Origin of the sequence: Candidatus Methanodesulfokora washburnensis (assembly GCF_003947435.1) — an archaeon.
In the GTDB taxonomy this organism is placed as follows: Archaea; Korarchaeota; Korarchaeia; order Korarchaeales; family Korarchaeaceae; genus Methanodesulfokora; species Methanodesulfokora washburnensis.
The window spans coordinates 1-15,573 of sequence record NZ_RCOS01000054.1; the positions used below are offsets into that span (position 1 = coordinate 1).

16 protein-coding genes and 1 pseudogene are annotated in these 15,573 nt (G+C 42.4%); 8 read left to right on the plus strand and 9 right to left on the minus strand.

The genetic code is table 11. The features are described 5' to 3' along the window. The 4 genes and pseudogenes from D6D85_RS17135 to D6D85_RS03430 form a co-directional block, all read right to left on the minus strand. A pseudogene (locus tag D6D85_RS17135) lies at positions 1-123 on the minus strand (ankyrin repeat domain-containing protein); the annotation flags it as partial. 151 nt (positions 124-274) lie between these two features. Next, complete coding sequence (locus tag D6D85_RS16065) at positions 275-421, minus strand: hypothetical protein (protein ID WP_161969665.1); 147 nt, start codon at positions 419-421, stop codon at positions 275-277. 33 nt (positions 422-454) lie between these two features. After that, positions 455-1,768, minus strand: coding sequence for a DUF2341 domain-containing protein (locus D6D85_RS03425; RefSeq protein ID WP_125670678.1), 1,314 nt, complete (start codon positions 1,766-1,768; stop codon positions 455-457). A gap of 86 nt (positions 1,769-1,854) precedes the next feature. Then, the gene (locus D6D85_RS03430) at positions 1,855-2,178 is read right to left on the minus strand and encodes a hypothetical protein (RefSeq protein ID WP_125670679.1); all 324 of its coding nucleotides are present in this window, start codon (positions 2,176-2,178) and stop codon (positions 1,855-1,857) included. Positions 2,179-2,442: 264 nt separating this feature from the next. On the opposite strand from D6D85_RS03430, the gene D6D85_RS03435 reads away from it, so the two are divergent. Next, positions 2,443-3,678 carry a COG1470 family protein gene (locus tag D6D85_RS03435; protein ID WP_125670680.1) on the plus strand — a complete coding sequence of 412 codons (1,236 nt, stop codon included), beginning with the start codon at positions 2,443-2,445 and terminating at the stop codon, positions 3,676-3,678. A gap of 127 nt (positions 3,679-3,805) precedes the next feature. On the opposite strand, the gene D6D85_RS03440 is transcribed toward D6D85_RS03435, so the two are convergent. Further along, positions 3,806-4,525, minus strand: coding sequence for a hypothetical protein (locus D6D85_RS03440; RefSeq protein ID WP_125670681.1), 720 nt, complete (start codon positions 4,523-4,525; stop codon positions 3,806-3,808). 229 nt (positions 4,526-4,754) lie between these two features. Here D6D85_RS03440 and D6D85_RS03445 point away from each other — a divergent pair, with 229 nt between their 5' ends. After that, on the plus strand, positions 4,755-6,086 hold the full coding sequence (locus tag D6D85_RS03445; RefSeq protein ID WP_161969666.1) for a 4Fe-4S domain-containing protein: 1,332 nt from the start codon (positions 4,755-4,757) through the stop codon (positions 6,084-6,086). Positions 6,087-6,399: 313 nt separating this feature from the next. Here D6D85_RS03445 and D6D85_RS03450 read toward each other — a convergent pair whose 3' ends face one another. Then, positions 6,400-7,257, minus strand: coding sequence for an ankyrin repeat domain-containing protein (locus D6D85_RS03450; protein ID WP_125670683.1), 858 nt, complete (start codon positions 7,255-7,257; stop codon positions 6,400-6,402). 179 nt (positions 7,258-7,436) lie between these two features. Here D6D85_RS03450 and D6D85_RS03455 point away from each other — a divergent pair, with 179 nt between their 5' ends. Further along, positions 7,437-8,357, plus strand: a complete 921-nt coding sequence (locus D6D85_RS03455; protein WP_125670684.1) for a metallophosphoesterase — start codon at positions 7,437-7,439, stop codon at positions 8,355-8,357. Further along, entirely contained in the window at positions 8,347-9,456 is a 1,110-nt protein-coding gene (locus tag D6D85_RS03460) for a protein kinase domain-containing protein (RefSeq protein ID WP_161969667.1), read from the plus strand. Before D6D85_RS03455 ends, D6D85_RS03460 begins: the two co-directional genes overlap by 11 nt. Here the strand turns inward: D6D85_RS03460 and D6D85_RS03465 are convergent. Further along, positions 9,443-10,288: a hypothetical protein gene (locus D6D85_RS03465; protein WP_125670686.1), complete on the minus strand. Its 846-nt coding sequence runs from the start codon at positions 10,286-10,288 to the stop codon at positions 9,443-9,445. The genes D6D85_RS03460 and D6D85_RS03465 overlap by 14 nt on opposite strands. Before the next feature lie 178 nt (positions 10,289-10,466). Between D6D85_RS03465 and D6D85_RS03470 the strand changes: the two genes are divergently transcribed. Then, the gene (locus D6D85_RS03470) at positions 10,467-10,835 is read left to right on the plus strand and encodes a DUF5518 domain-containing protein (RefSeq protein WP_237558735.1); all 369 of its coding nucleotides are present in this window, start codon (positions 10,467-10,469) and stop codon (positions 10,833-10,835) included. A gap of 274 nt (positions 10,836-11,109) precedes the next feature. Here D6D85_RS03470 and D6D85_RS03475 read toward each other — a convergent pair whose 3' ends face one another. Both D6D85_RS03475 and D6D85_RS03480 read right to left on the minus strand, forming a co-directional pair. Then, on the minus strand, positions 11,110-11,775 hold the full coding sequence (locus tag D6D85_RS03475; RefSeq protein WP_237558736.1) for an ankyrin repeat domain-containing protein: 666 nt from the start codon (positions 11,773-11,775) through the stop codon (positions 11,110-11,112). 313 nt (positions 11,776-12,088) lie between these two features. After that, positions 12,089-14,299: an ATP-binding protein gene (locus tag D6D85_RS03480; RefSeq protein WP_125670688.1), complete on the minus strand. Its 2,211-nt coding sequence runs from the start codon at positions 14,297-14,299 to the stop codon at positions 12,089-12,091. A 219-nt stretch (positions 14,300-14,518) separates the two neighbouring features. Between D6D85_RS03480 and D6D85_RS03485 the strand changes: the two genes are divergently transcribed. The 3 genes from D6D85_RS03485 to D6D85_RS03490 all read left to right on the plus strand — a co-directional run bounded on the left by D6D85_RS03485 (position 14,519) and on the right by D6D85_RS03490 (position 15,566). Beyond that, positions 14,519-14,917, plus strand: a complete 399-nt coding sequence (locus D6D85_RS03485; protein WP_125670689.1) for a hypothetical protein — start codon at positions 14,519-14,521, stop codon at positions 14,915-14,917. Further along, complete coding sequence (locus tag D6D85_RS16070) at positions 14,914-15,060, plus strand: hypothetical protein (protein ID WP_161969668.1); 147 nt, start codon at positions 14,914-14,916, stop codon at positions 15,058-15,060. Before D6D85_RS03485 ends, D6D85_RS16070 begins: the two co-directional genes overlap by 4 nt. 95 nt (positions 15,061-15,155) lie before the next feature. Then, positions 15,156-15,566 carry a hypothetical protein gene (locus tag D6D85_RS03490; protein ID WP_125670690.1) on the plus strand — a complete coding sequence of 137 codons (411 nt, stop codon included), beginning with the start codon at positions 15,156-15,158 and terminating at the stop codon, positions 15,564-15,566. The last annotated feature ends 7 nt before the right edge of the window (positions 15,567-15,573 follow it).

The window sequence follows — 15,573 nt, forward strand, 5'->3', positions numbered from 1 at the left end:
ATCTTTATCCCTTGCATTTACATCTGCACCTCTATCGAGAAGTTTCTTCACCTTTTCCAGATCTCCCCAACGAGCTGCCTCGATGAGATCCTCATTCAGGGTCATTTTCTCCCACAAGCTCATATATAATCAAGCAGCTTATTATTTTTCCGCCGTGATAATGAAGTTCGATTATCCTAACAAACAGTCTGCACCTAGCTTAGCAAATCTATGGTATAATCAAGGGGGGACAAGAGAAGCAAGATAGAGCTAGATGGATTTTCTAGCTTTCTTCTCAGCGATATTCCTTAAGGGAGAATAAATCTTTCTTAACCCTTGTCCCTTCCTCTTCCAATGTTTCTGTCTCAGCTTCTCCCTTTATCTTCCTCAGTTTCCCCTCATACTCAGCCTTAAGCCTTTTATAAGCCTCATCGCCAAGCACCAATAACAAGCAAAAAATTGTAGGAGCTTCTATCTACTCACTTAACAGTATTCTCAACATCCCCTCTTCCTCCATCTCTTTTGACCTTCTTCTACGGAGGTAAACAACTCCAATCAGTGCTAAGATAGCCGCACAAGCAATAACTATGAAAGGTATTATTAGAGGAGTTGGTGAAGAAGCTGAAGGTGTAAGTTCCTCAGGACCTATCAATGTTTCCGGCTCTGGATAAATGTACTTAGCAATATATAATAATCCATTTCCAATTCTATGATAATTATAAAACCAACCAGTTCTTCCTCCAAAAATTATTTTTCCAACTCCTTTTATTACATTTGGTTGAACTGAAGGATCAGAAGCGTTCACTTCCAAGGCTCCATCATAATATACTCGTGCATAAGCTTTATCAGTATACCAGAAGTAAACTTCAGCTAGATGCCATTTTGAGTTAGCTATCTCTGTTCCTGAGCGCCATGCACAGGAGATCCCTTCTCCATTACCAGTAGTGCTCTTTGTGAAGCATATCCTATCCTGCCATTCATCATAGGTGAAATGATAGCCTCCCTTTACTATATCTTCCTCGGTCCTAGAGTAATCTGAATCGTACGCTCCAAGCCATACGGCATCCGCTCCATTTCCTCCTCCTGTCCAGAAGTAGAATTTTGCGTAAAATCCAGTCGGATTGACTGGAACTTTATCGTAGTAGAGATATCCCCATTTCTCCCCCTCCTTTGGAGTCAACTGAGCCCATTTGTTCGTTGAGTCATAAGTCGCATCTCCGGCAAGATTCCCAGACGGAGAGGCTGTAAAGTCTTCATATATGAACATCGTCGCTTTTGGATCGCTTAAGCTTGTCGCATTTGGGTTTCCATAGTACATGTAGATCGTCTTCTTTGAGCCAGCAGGTATAGAAGGAACCTTCACCCATATTATCGTGTTTGGAGTGTTTATTCCGGATTCTATCCAGTATGAAAGGAGTGTTACACCATCAGAATCCGTGAACCTTATGTCAGAGCAATCTGATTTCATCTTCTCTGCTGAGAAGAGAGGAAAAGGTGAGATCAGAGACCGTGTGTCTACTGTTATCTTCACCTGATAATCCTTAAGGTCATTGTTATTCTGTGTATTATCTATTATTATTGACCTTCTGTACTGCCAGGGGTTCAGCCATGCATCAATGGTTCCCTCAGAGATCCCCTCGCCAGCTTTGACAGCATATCTGTGGATAAACCAGTCTCCGGCATTATATATGACCCCAGTTGGGACCGCAGAGGATAGTATCGGTATTGGAAATAACAAGACAGCTAGCAAAACTACTAGGGCACTTCTATTTACAATGCCTGGGTTCATGCATCTCACTCCATTTTACACGAAGATTAAATACCAACAATCACTATACTATAGGGGAGTAATTTAAGCTTTTCCTGATATGAAAATCAAGCTGGACTCTCAAGTTCCAATAGAAAAGCCTTAACTTTGTTGATCTCTGACTCAGTCCACTCTTTTGACTTCTCTGTATCCTCGCTTTCAAGATGATTTAATCTTTTGTCCATCTGCTCGAGAATGCTCTCAATCCCAGCAATCCTCTTCTCCAGAGTGTTCATATCCATCCATATGCGCACACCGCAGATCGCACCTACGAAAATAGCTATCTTAAGGAGAAGAACACTAAACTCAGTAAAAAACATAAGATACGCATATACTATGATTACTACAACAGACACAAATGCGTACACCGATTTCTCCGAGCTTCCTACCATCTCAGCTACCCAGAGGCATGAAGAGGGTAAAATTTAATAAGTTTTAGCTTCAGTTTATTCTTAACCGAGCTACGGGATCTGATCTCTTATGCAATAATTCATGAAATAGCTTCCTCAAGGATTCAGAATAGATCTCATCTTACATCTCGGTTTATGAGGGAAGATTTTTGCGGGAAAGGGATTAAACTGGGTCGAATAGGACATAAGCCGGATGAGCCCAATAAAATTTAAATAGATCACAGCAGAGTTTTTAATGGGGAGCAGTTGAATCGCTCTGCCAAGAGGAATGAATTGTTGATACCTCTGATTCTGGGATTAATCCTTCTTCCGGTGAATGCTCAACCTTGGGAGACCGAGCTGATAAGAAATGGAGATTTCTCACAGGGAATCCTTTACTGGGATGTCTCCCCTTCCATGTACTTTTCTGTATCTCCTGTGGATATACGAGCCTTATTGGGCCCTTTCGTAGATGGACAGGTTAAAAACGATGCCGCTCTGATATTCAAAGCTGATGAGAAGCCCGGATCCTACAACGGAACAGTAGCTCAGACGGTCTTCATACCTCCTTCACCAAAAGCAACTCTGAGGTTCACTGTGATCGGACCCTTCTCCTGCGGAGGATTCTCAGGATTGCTGCAGGATCCCCAGATGAGAGTTTCTGTGCTTCTAGGCGGAAATCGGTATGATGTGAGCGGAACAGTGAACCTCAGAGGTGGGACTAGAGCTTACGATAATATAGATAATGTGGGAGTATGCATTTGCAACTTTTCTTATGATTTAACAAAGTACTCCGGACAAAAGATCACTCTCCTTATATCCCTCTCCTTCTATCAGGGAGGATATTACGGAGCGAGAATTTACTTTGATGATATCTCCATTAAAATTTCGGGAGACTTCTCAATATCCGCTCCATCTCATCTAACAATTCAGGGAGGGAGCTCATCCAGCATAACGATAACGGTGTCATCGATCGGGGGATTTAACTCCCCCGTTAGATTAGATGTCTCCGGCGTGCCACCGGGAGTTGCAGCAACTATTGATCCTAGAGATGTCACACCTTCAATGGGCAGCTCTGTTGTTTCCACCCTAAGAGTTTCAGTTGACAAGATGGCAAATGCTGGGGACTATACTTTAACCATAACTGGGACAAGCAATGGCATCTCCCGTAAGACAAACGTTGTACTTAGCATTGTTCCACCGGAGGAGAAACCTCAACAGCAAGCACCTTCTCCACAGCAATCACCTATTTCCCAAGCACCTCAAACGCCACCAAGCAAAACCCCAGAAATCCAGCTTCCTTCAATTCAGATCGACTTTCTGCTGCCTTTGATTGTGATGCTATTTGTGGCGTTCCCCATAATTGTTGTGATGAGGAGAAGAGAAGGTAGGGGAAGGAAGCTCATCAAAGAGTTACAGAACGCATGGATATATGAGGAGATTCAGAAGATCGAGGATTTCATAAAAGAGCTAGAGGACTTTGACAAAGAGAAACACTCATAGATCTGCTAAATAGAGGGAAAGAAGATGCAGAATTGGCTTTATTCTCTATCGAGGGATGAAAGTGAACCTATTATCTATGCGCGCGCATTTCTTCTTGGTATAGCAAAAAAGGCAATCTGCTATTTTGTCAGATGAAAATCCTAACTGGGCTCCCAAGTTCCCTTAGAAACGCCCTCACTTTATTAATCTCGGACTCGATCCACTCTTTTAACTTTCCTATCTCCTCTCTTTGGGCTTTGTGTGCTATCTCCTCAACACAGGCTCGAAACTCAGTACACAGTTTTTTGTAGGAACTGGCTGCATCCTTATAGGAGGAAAGCTTCGTATTCCCTGTGTAGGTTGCTTTAACAAGCATTCCACGGGTAAGATCCTCTGGCGAGCAGAATTCGGCATCGATTAAGAGCTCTCCATAAACTTCACGAGATTTTAGATCTATCTCTACTTCTAGTTTATTTCCGTTTAGGTCTCTGTGAGTAAGAATGGCCTCTGGAAACTTCTCCAAATGCTTTTCGAATGTTTGGAGTACATGGCTAGCAGCCTTAATATAATTTATATTAACATCTGTAAGAGTTAAGAACTTTTCACTATATTTCCATGATAATTGTATTTCATCAAATAGAAAAATAAAGAAATAAAAGGAAAAGAATGCAATAAAAAGACCAAATAAGCCACCGAAAATCAAAGCTAAAATTATGGATGAAAAGCCAGACGATAACCCCCCGAAATCTAAGATTGCTTTTAATATCACAAAGCCTACGATGAAAATAGGAGAAAATATAGCAACAATAGAGAGATTTTCATCTAGCTTGGATGCTTTTCTGTAAAATTGATCTATTGATTTCTCCAAACTCTCCGAGATCTCAGCATGCACAAAGACATATAAAATGAGGTTATTTATAAGTTTTTCTAAACTAAGTATAAGATCCCAACCTCTTACTTTTACGTTGTTACACTGCCTTCCCTATCCATGCATAGAAAAAGGTCGCTTGTTTAAAAAGACCTCATTAAATCTCAGCAGACTCATTTGTATATGATTATACTAAAACATTTAAATCTGAGATCCTTCTATGGGACATGTGAAGGAGTTCGATCTCTCAAGGCTTGGGAGCCTTCTTCTCGGCAATGAGACACAGTATCTCTCCATACTTGAGGATAATCTTGATCTCATAATTGCAGTTGGAGCTTGGGAGGGAAGCGAGCTCATCGATAGGGTTGGTGCCTACGAGCTACAGAGGGAGCTTGAGAAAAGAGGCATTAATGCTATTGTGCTGACAGATGCCTATCTGGCAACCACTGGAGATAGGTATGCTGACAGACCCCTCTTCCTAATCGGAGGACCTCCTGCCAACTCTCTGTCAGCCCAATACTTTGGCGAATTGAAGGGAACTGTGTTTGGATTCAGGGAGTTTGATGGAAGGCTTGTGGGCTATGCCTTTGGTGATACAGGGAGGGAAACCCTGCTTGCTGTCAAACAGTTTATTTTAAATCAGCTTGAAGCCTTTTTCACAAAGCTCCTGATCGAAAGGGGAATCAGAAGAGCGAAAGGATTTATCAAGCTCCTTGAGCCCCAAGAATTAATACATCAAACTGTTGATAAAGCTGTGGAGATGCGAGCAGTCGATAAGAGAACCGGACAGGTGGTCTCAGTCTCAGGCAACACTGTTCAGGTGATGGATCTAGAGACGTTCGAGGTGTTTGAGGTCCCAATTCCAGAGGAGATAGCAGGAAAAATCTCCTCAGGCGCAGAGGTGGAGTACTGGGTATCGATGGGCAAGAAAAGGATAGTAAAGGTTATCTCGGGCAATACTACTAATGGATTCAGAAACATTCTTCCCTACGTAGTATTTTGGAGAAGATATATTTTGGAGAAATATAGAAGGACAGGAGATTACAAGAAAGACGCGAAGATGGTGATGGAATTGATGGAATACGACCAGGAGATCCTCAAGGAGGCGCTGGAGATTGGAAGAAAGGAAGGCAGGGATCCAAGAGAGCTTTTTCCAATAATTGCGGCTTATGGATTAATGAACTCAAATAAGGGGAGATTACCAGAGGAATACATCAGGAGACTGGGGGTGGATCCCAAAGCCGTCTGGCATTACATCATCGAACTCAGTAACGCTGATTATGAATTTGCAATGGAAGCAAGTTCTATATTAGAAGAGGGGGCAAAGTACAAGATGGCCAAGTATAAGATAGTTCACGATAGGGAGAGCTGCATAGCTGATGGTGTTTGTGCATCCCTTTGCCCCGATAACTGGTACATAGCTGATGATGGTCTTGCCTCTCCAGTCAAGACGGAGCTGGATGACCTGGGATGCAACATGGATGCTGCGCAGGCCTGTCCTGTGAATATAATTCACATATATGAGATAAAGGAGGATGGATCTCAGAAACAGCTGATATGACCTCTCTCTTTTTTATTTTTGCGCTCAGAGTGAGTTGGGCACCTCATTGCTAAGCTGTATAATCTAAAAGATGGAGAGAAAATTAAGATAAATATAGTAAGATTTGATATTAAAACTAAAAACAACCTAAAGGCACTTAGTCTAATAGATGCATGAATCAGACACAATAATTTTATTTGGGGCATACACACGCGATTGCTAAGAGAAAATGAATTACGGGGAGCGAAAATTAGTATTTCATCAGTTTCTAGGAAGAGTGCCCTACTCAACAGGTAGAAAATATTCTCCGGAAGTTTGGGATAAGAAAATAGGCTTAACTCTCCTCAATCTCCCTCAAAAATCCCTTTACCCTCTCTATTTCTCCTTCAACCCATTTCTCTATTGATGCCACTTCAGATTTCTTTTGAATATTGGCGACATTCAGCCAGACTATCTTCGAGGTAGGTCTTCCACCTCCTTTAACAGTTATCTTCACAGGGACTTCACCATGTACCTTAGGCTTAACAGGTATCTCCACTGTATCTTCCCCGTTTATGATGATCTCCCCAGGATCAATCCAATCTACATCTCCCTCAAGATCTATCTTCACCTTTCCTCTTTCCCTTATTAAGACAGAGATTCTTCCCCAAAAGCCCTCATAAAGGGGACTGTGCTTCACATCAATGATCTCAGCTGTAACTTTTCCCACCATTTCAAGGAAGTCAACTATGTCCATAACTAGATCGAGGGGTGTTTTTCCATCTTTATTTTTTGCATTTACATTTGCACCTTTTTCCACTAGAAACTTGACAACATCAAGATAACCCTTTGGAGCTGCATAATGAAGCGGAGTAGAGCCATATTCATCCCTTGCATTTACATTTGCACCTTCCTTCACTAGAAACTTGACAACATCTACAATGCCATAAATTGAAGCATAGTGAAGCGGAGTTCTGCCGTAATCATCTCTTGCATTTACATTTGCACCTTTTTCCACTAGAAACTTTATGATATCTAGATCACCGTTAATTGAAGCATAGTGAAGCGGAGTTCTGCCGTAATCATCTCTTGCATTTATATCTTCTCCCTCATCGAGAAGCTTTTTCACTTTTTCTAAATCTCCCTCATAAACGGCATCGATAAGATCCCCATCCTCCGGGAAGATAATATCCTCATTATCCGAGGGATCCATTTTCTCCCACGAGCTCGCATATAGTCGACAAGTTTTATTTAATTTTTCACAGAAGCCTTATAAATATCTTTGGTTACTAAGTTGGATATTTTAGTTTTTATATATTCACCTATAATTGTGTTTATCTTTTTTTTAAAGAAAAGGCAAGCTTAATATAGAAGAACTGAAGAGATAGGATAATGCCGCAGGAGGCCCCCAATAAGGATGAAATTCTCAACCTTCTGGAGAGAATCAAGCCAATTCTAAGGGAAGAGCCATCGCTTCTGAGGATAAAGACCAAGAAGGTTGTGTTCATTGGAGATACGCATGGGGATTTCGAGTCAACAAAATATGTTTTCGACAAGTTTTACCCTAAGGGACATGTTCTCGTGTTCCTGGGAGATTATGTAGATAGAGGCCCCCAGCAGCTCAGGAATATCTCGTTTCTACTGGAGAAGAAGGCAGAATCCCCAAGTAGAATAATTCTTCTGCGTGGAAACCATGAAATTCAGGAGTTAAACAGGGTCTATGGGTTCCTTGAGGAGCTGCTCGAGCTCTACGATAAAAAAGATGCTTATTTAATCTGGAACAAGTTTAATGAGGCTTTCTCATACATGCCCTATGGGTGTCTCGTGAACGGAAGAATATTGGCTGTTCACGGGGGACTGCCCTCAAAGCTCACTAAGCTAAAGCAGATAGATGAAATCAAGAAGGGTGAGACAGATCCAGCAGGTGACATAGCTATTCAGCTCCTCTGGAACGATCCTAGTGAGGATGTCCGTGAATTTGCCCCAAGCCCGAGGGGAGAAAATATCATGCAGTTTGGAAGGAGGCCCTTGGAGAGATTCATGAGGAAGAATGGAATATCCCTGATCATCCGCTCGCATGAGCATATACTGGAGGGCGCAAAATATTTTTTTACCCATCAGAATAAGGGCAAATATGGAATCATTCGCCGAATTAGAAGGATATTTACCAAGGAAAGGTATCCAGGGCTTCTCCTCTCCATCTTCACATGCAGATACTATGGCCCCTGCACCCCTGCGGTAGCGGTGTTGGAGAAGGAAAATATATATATTGAGAGGATTTCAGTTGAGGGAGGTGATGGGAATGCCCCTTGAGAGATTGGTGGAAAGGTATACCAAGGAGGAAAAGCTGGGCGAGGGTGGAGTTGGTGTAGCATACAAGGCTGAAGGGATAAAAGATAGAAAGTTATATGTAATAAAAATTTTTGATATAAATAAAATAAAGAATAGCATAAGTGATAGCGAGGCCAGAAGATTAGGTGTAAATAAAGAAGCACTCGCTCTTCAAATACTTGAGGAGATGCTGGAAAATAACAAAAGGATAAAGGAAATTTTGGAGGAGAGAAAAGGCGAGAGGGGATGGAACAATATCAAGTATATAGAGGAGGTTGGAGATATAGATGCTCCTTATGTGGTAACGGAGTATATCCGATATAATCTGAGGGAATATATGAGCAGCAAAGGGAGGATCGATCCTCATCAAGCACTCCGCATTGTTCTTGATGTGGCTACCGGTCTGAAGTTTATTTATGAGAGCACTAAAAGCAGCAGACACCCTATCATTGCGCATACTGATGTTTGTCCCGAGAATATATACATCGATGTTGATGAAAGGGGTGAGATAAAAACGGTAAAGCTGGGAGATTTTGATGGAGCATGGATTCCCGAGATATCGATTCATCCAATAATGATTCATATGGATTATAAACCTCCGGAAGGAAAACCCTCCGAAAAATTTGATGTATACGCACTTGGCATTATACTAGCCGAGCTAATTGGAGGTAAAAGAGCAATAGAGCTACTTAAAGAGAAAGGAACCGTGGATGAAATAGATGAATTAAGAGAATTTAAGGAGTTGATCGAAAAATCGACAGAAAGAAAAGAAAATAGGATGACAGTGGATGAATTTATCAAGACTATAGAGAACATGAACATCAAGGAAGTAATTAAGGGATCTATCAAGGAGATTTGTGAAGAATGGCTTGATATTCTGGAAGATTATAAAAGACGCTACAGAGAAAGACCCATACCTGTGCCCCAAGAGAATATGTTAAGGAGTATTAGCTCAAAGTTTGACGAGCTGATAGACATATGGCACAAGGAGAGCTTGTCAAAGTTAAATCCTCTCATTAATGAGATAAGAAGTGATCTGGAAGATTTAAAGGAAATGCGCAGATCGACTAGATCTGGGTAAATATTTCTACAGGAGTCTCATCAGGAGTGCCGCAGATCCAAATTTTGTTTTGTTTTCCTAATGGCTGTGTTAATAAAGGTTGGTTTATATAGGCTCTATATCCAGTGATTCTGCGTCTATCTCCATCAATCTCAACTATGGTATAGGTTCTGCTGACGTCCGCCATGCGATAACAAGAACCATCATGCCATATTACAAGATGGATCCTAGAGGCACGTAGATGCTCATCAAACCGTCCTTTGAGCTTGATATCAGATTTATAACGAACTTTAAACTTGTCTTCAGATTCCACTAAGCCCATTAGCTCCTTAAACGACATCTCATATGGAAACTTTCTTATTGCTATATAGTCCTTGTCCCCTTCAGATACTCTGCCTATCACAAAGGTTTCGTCCATATCCCTCTTCATTTCGCCCATCTTAACCACTATCTTGTTAGGAAATTTTTTGGCAGGAACTATTAGTTCAGAAGGATCTTGTATCGACTTTACTCCTATTACTTGTAGTGAATGAAGAATTTCCATAAGTTCTATTACAGTAATTTGAAGCATTCCCTTATCCTTCGGCTCCAATGGATACCTTGGGTCTCCGTATTCTTTATAATGTTCTATACAATCCTTAACTTTCTTTTCCAGCTCATTGATCTCTTTCCGGGATAATGGTGGTAATTTTTCAATATGGACGTTCATTCCACTAAAACATCCGAGTATTTCACCAACTTTAGTTGTTTCCTTCAGAAGTTCTTTTTGCAATTCAATTGCGAACCTAAAGCACCCAGTTAAATGAAAGTAGTATTTCATAAAAGTTAGATAATCCATCTCCCTACTCGACATACGATTTTCTGATTCCAGCTTCTCTATAAATTTTACGGAAGAGGAAACCTTTATTGGCTAGATTACCGGATGCTAACAAGATAAGGATCACGGCAGGAATCGAAAACTAGGAAGATCCAGAACTTCTCAGAAAATTCTTCCTTCAAAAGATTTTTATAATACCATCGAATTATCCTATATGCCCGAGCAGAAAGGAGGAAGCATGCTTCTTGGGATTATAGCAGGATTCGTGGTTCACCTGCTGCTAGGAGGAACAATTCCTGTTATTGGAGATCTTATAGCAGGATTTGTCGCTGGATACATAGCGAAAGGCATGGGAAGGGGTGCTCTTGCTGGTTTTCTGGCAGGAGCTCTGGGGGGAATAATCCTTGCCATAATTCTGCCCCTTCTTCTCATTCCATTATCAAAACTGTTCCCATTTATAGCCCCATTCCTGGGATATATTCAGGCAGGAGCTGCTATATTAGCTATTGCACTCACGATTAAGGGTGCCTTGATAGGATTGTTCGGAGGTATAATAGGGGGAGCAATATCAGCTAGACGCTAGAGCTTTCAGATATACTGAAGGAAGCGAAGAAGATGAAGAGAAGATGGGAAAGTATTCTTAGTGAGGAATTTCAAAAGACAAGCCGATTGGGAGTGAAAGCTGAAGGACAAGATAGCATTTAACTCTCGACTAAAGAAGAAGTTCCCCGATCTGCTAATTCTTGAAAGAGCGCTTTCTTCAGATCTCCCTAATAAGCTGCACAAAAGGCTAGATAACTGACCTTTCTTAGCTCAACTGTGATGTGAAAAGAATGATTATTATCCCGAATAGACTCCTAGCTTTCCTCAATCTCCATCAAAAATTCTTTTATCCTCTCAATCTCCTCTTCAACCCATAACACGGAATCTGTTGGTCTTGCCTTAATCCGCCCTGAGATATTGGGGTGCTTGACATTCAGCCAGACTATCTTCGAGGTTGGTTTCTCACCTCCTTTAACAGTTATCTTCACAGGGACTTCACCATGTACCTTCGGCTTCACTGGGATCTCCACTGTATCTTCCCCGTTTATGCTGATCTCCCCTGGATTAATCCACTCAACATCTCCCTCAAGATTTATATTTACATTTCCACTTCCCCTCATTAGGACAAAGATCCTTCCCCACAAGCCCTCACTAAGAGGACTATACCTTATATCAGCTATCTCAACTACTGTACTTTCTCTATAATTTTCAAGGAAATCAGCTATATCCCAGTGTTTCTCCTCCTTAGCTATATCGAGAGGTGTTTTCCCGTATCTATCCCTTGCATTCAAATCTGCACCTCTTTCTACTAGAAGCTTAACGATATCCAGATTACCTTTAATAACAGCCCAGTGGAGTGGAGTAGATCCAATAACATCGTCTTTTGCGTTTACATCTGCACCCTTATCGAGGAGCTTCCTAACTTCCTTTAGATCTCCACCAAAAACTGCATAATAAAGATCCAGATCTAGGGGACCCATTTCTTCCAACTAGAAAATAAAACAACCAATCAGTTTTATTTAATTTTTGCCTTGTCTCTAGCTAGTTGAGAATTTCTATGCTTATTAAGATTGATATTAATATACTAATAATTATTTTACTCTGTTATCTTAAGTGTGCCAATAATCAATATAATTAACTATAAATCTCGATAATCAATCACTTCATCGAAAATTGGATCTCTATAGGTCTTGGTTGAAATGGAGCCTGTAAACCTGAGGAAAATTGTCAGCTATGATATAGACCGTGGCCCTTGCACCATCTTATTGGATAAGATTTACTTATTGAAAGCCCTCATTGGAATGTACTGACAACACCATTAAAGCAGTTTGCTTTCACCAACACCATCCTGTTTCCAACAAGCGCCCTTGCCTCAGCAACTGGAACCCATACAAGCATGACAGATGAAACATGCACCTCCTTTGGCCTTAAAGTGAGCTCAAGTATCGTCGGAGGAGCTCTGGCCCTCCTGATAAGCTCCTCCAAATTCGCTTTTTCAAGCTCAATTTGGGCAATTCTCTGTTTTTTAAGGGAAATCCTCCTCTCAATCTCCTTAATCTTTTTGTAACTGCCTCCAACTCCCCTAAAAGTTTGCTTCACACTTCCTTTCATGAGCTTTATCAGATTGCCCACGAAAATAGAGGTTTTCAGCTCCTCCAGGCGTCTCTCCAGCTCCCTCAGCTCTCCAACTTCCTTACTCAGTGCGATGGAGATCTTCATCAATTTTCTGTTGAGCTCCTCAATCTCCTTCTTCTGCCTCTCCATGAGCTTCATTTGCTGCCTTTCCTTGAAGCTGATCAAATCCTCCCCGGGAAAAGAGCATTCTCCTGTCTCCTCACACTTATAAACTCTGACGTTTATCTCAGCAACATTGTTCCTGAGACCATCCAGCACCCTTTTTATCCCGGCACGTGTTCTTAGTGCCCTGTTAATCGGACGAAATTTGAATCCCAGACTTGGTTTTTCCCCCAAGGGGCAGTCCTTTAGCTGTTCACTCCTGATCCCCGGCTCCATCTTCTCAGAGAAAACTAGATCCCTCTGCATCGAGCTGGCGGGCATCAGCCTTAAGAACTTTATTTCCCCATTAGCGGGCTTTTCTAGCCTTGCCTTAACCTCCAAAAGGAGAAATGGCTCATAATATAGGCTGATGTTCCCCACTACATTGAACCCCCTGAGAATTGCGGAATCATATACAGCAGGAAGATAGCAGCTCTCCACTCTCTCCGGTAAAGAGGGCGGAATATCCAAAAGGCTCTGATCACCCGATATTTTCCCTGTTATCGGCTGGAAGCCTGAAATCTCAGCTATCTGATCCAGGGATAGGGGACCTCTTAAGCTTGAAAAACTCTGTCTCGTGTGCATTTTCCTCATAACATCATTTCTGGCATTGTATACAATGAATTCCCTCGGCTTCAGTGATGATATTTCCCTGTTTAGCTCTTTCCTCTCTCCTATGGAAATTCCAGCCTCAACAATTCCCTCTAAGGCTCTCCTCCTGTCGTTTGCCGTCTGAAGACGTCCAATGACCCAGAGCCTTGCGTTGCCCAGAGCCCTGTAATCTATGTCAAACGGGTTCTGCGTGGATAAAAAGACTGAGATTCCGAAGGATCTCCCCTGCTTTATGAGCGAGAGCAATGGAGCCTTGCTTGGAGGATCCCTGGGATATGGCGGAAGGTACCCATAAACCTCATCGAACACTAGAAGAAGCTTGAGCTTATCAGATCCTCCCTTCCTCAGCATCCAGGAATGCAGAGTTCTCAGGAGAAGGGCGATGAACATCATCCTCTCATTGCTATCGAGGTGAGCCAGATAGAAGATTGAGGCATTGGCCTCCTCAAGAAGATGGTCGAAGTCCAAAGGAGTTCCATTAATCCATCTCTTGAAGTTTGGGGAATTAAACACCGTGCTCAGCGTTATTGCAATCTCCTGTCTCCTCTTTTTTGGCACGAGGAGCTCCACATCAACTCCTCCAATAGCATCAAATGGCGGATCCAAGAACATTCTCGGGAGATCCTCCGGCAAAACCTCAATTCTGTTCTTCCAAGCATGTACGAAAAGTTCTGTTAGCAGCCTTGCCTCACTTTGCAGTTTTTCCCCGCTCATCCCTGCAAGCGGGAAAAGGGAGTTTGCAACAGAAGATGCCGCACTCCACAGATCTTCCTGAGCATCTGGTGGTTTTAGACAGCTGAGAATGGATACAGGTCTTCCTTTTAAGCTTCCAGGGGTATATATTGATATCTTTGCGTTCTTCCTGAAGGATTCCAAGCGGGAGCTGTCCGGTATCGTATCAGTGATGTCAAGCCCTAGGTTGGAGAGGTCTCCCTTAACATCCAAGGCCACCACATTGATGCCGTTGAGCAAAGCCTCCTCCATCAATACTGTGAGAAAACCGGTCTTTCCAGAGCCTGATGCCCCAAAAACCACGCCATGAACTGAAACATCCTCATCAGTCAGGATGAAGGGTTCATCATCCGCTGAGGAGCCCATAACAAAGATCCTATCCATCTGGAAAAGATCATAGCGAGAAAATATAAGCTTTTAGCAATTTAAGCGAGTTTACTAACACTGAGATGACCCCTTGTCTAACGCTTTAATAGATAAGCTTAAATAATTAATGCCCTTAGCTTGCTGGATGGCAATAGAAACATTTGATTTTCCCTGTCCGATCTGCGGGAAAAGTGTCTTCACCCTTCCGTTCAAGCCGGGGATAACTCATAGAGTGGTATGCCCGAGCTGCCACACCCCAAGCGCTATGTGCATGTGACGAAGAAAGGGGCAGTTCTTGTCCTGAGGGAAGATGAGTACGAGAAGAAGAAGTGTAAGGAATGCAATGGAACAGGCCTGTGCCCCAAGTGTAAGGGAACAGGGCTTATGACTTGCCCAGAATGCAAAGGAAATGGATACTGCATGTCCCCATCCTTGATGACAGAACACTACGGACATGTGTATGGATGCCCAGTCTGTGGAGGAACTGGTTCTCTTCATATTTTCTCTAGCTCATGGCCAGAAGATCTTTCGGAGATAAATATAAAAATTAAAAGAGGATCTGGAAAAGTTTCCTGCGATTTGTGCAATGGCACAGGTGTTTGCCCTGCATGCGGTGGTGAGGGGCTGATTCTTTGAGAAAGTACGGGCTTAAGAGCGAGCCAAGATTCACATTAGTCAGACTTGTGGAGCAGAGGAAAGATGAAAGAGGAGAGAAAATAGACTGGATAGATGAGGAGATTGAGAAGGTGAGGAATTTTATAAGAGAGCTTAAAATCTGAAAAGAGGGATCAATAGCAACATCAATCCGTAATTGATAATTTGTTCCCTATACTACTTCCGCAAAAGATAAATATTAGGGAGGTGTAATCAGAGGATGGCTAAGGGATGGCTTCAGCTTCTCGCCTTTGTTGGCGGCCTGTACTTCGGCCGCGAGGCCAAGGCAAAGGTAGAGGAAGTTCCGCCCAACATCGTTTTCGTTCCGCCAAGCATAGATCTCCGGCCTGATGAGAACTTCGATGCGGAGGATGTTGTAAGATCCGCCATGGAGGCAGCAGGCCGCCAGCTCGGCGAGGAGGATGTAAAAAGGCTATCCTTGGAGCTGGAGAGGAGAATAAAGGAGGTAGATCCGGAGCTAAGCAAGCTGATAAAGGCATATAAAAGGCAGCTCTATCTCAACAAGCTGGAAAAAATTGCCATTGCCTTCTGCGATGGAAAGATAGATGTGGAGACCTATCTTACCCTCATCAAGAGGTATGCGGATAAGCTGGCAAACTTGGAGCTTTGATGGTGAT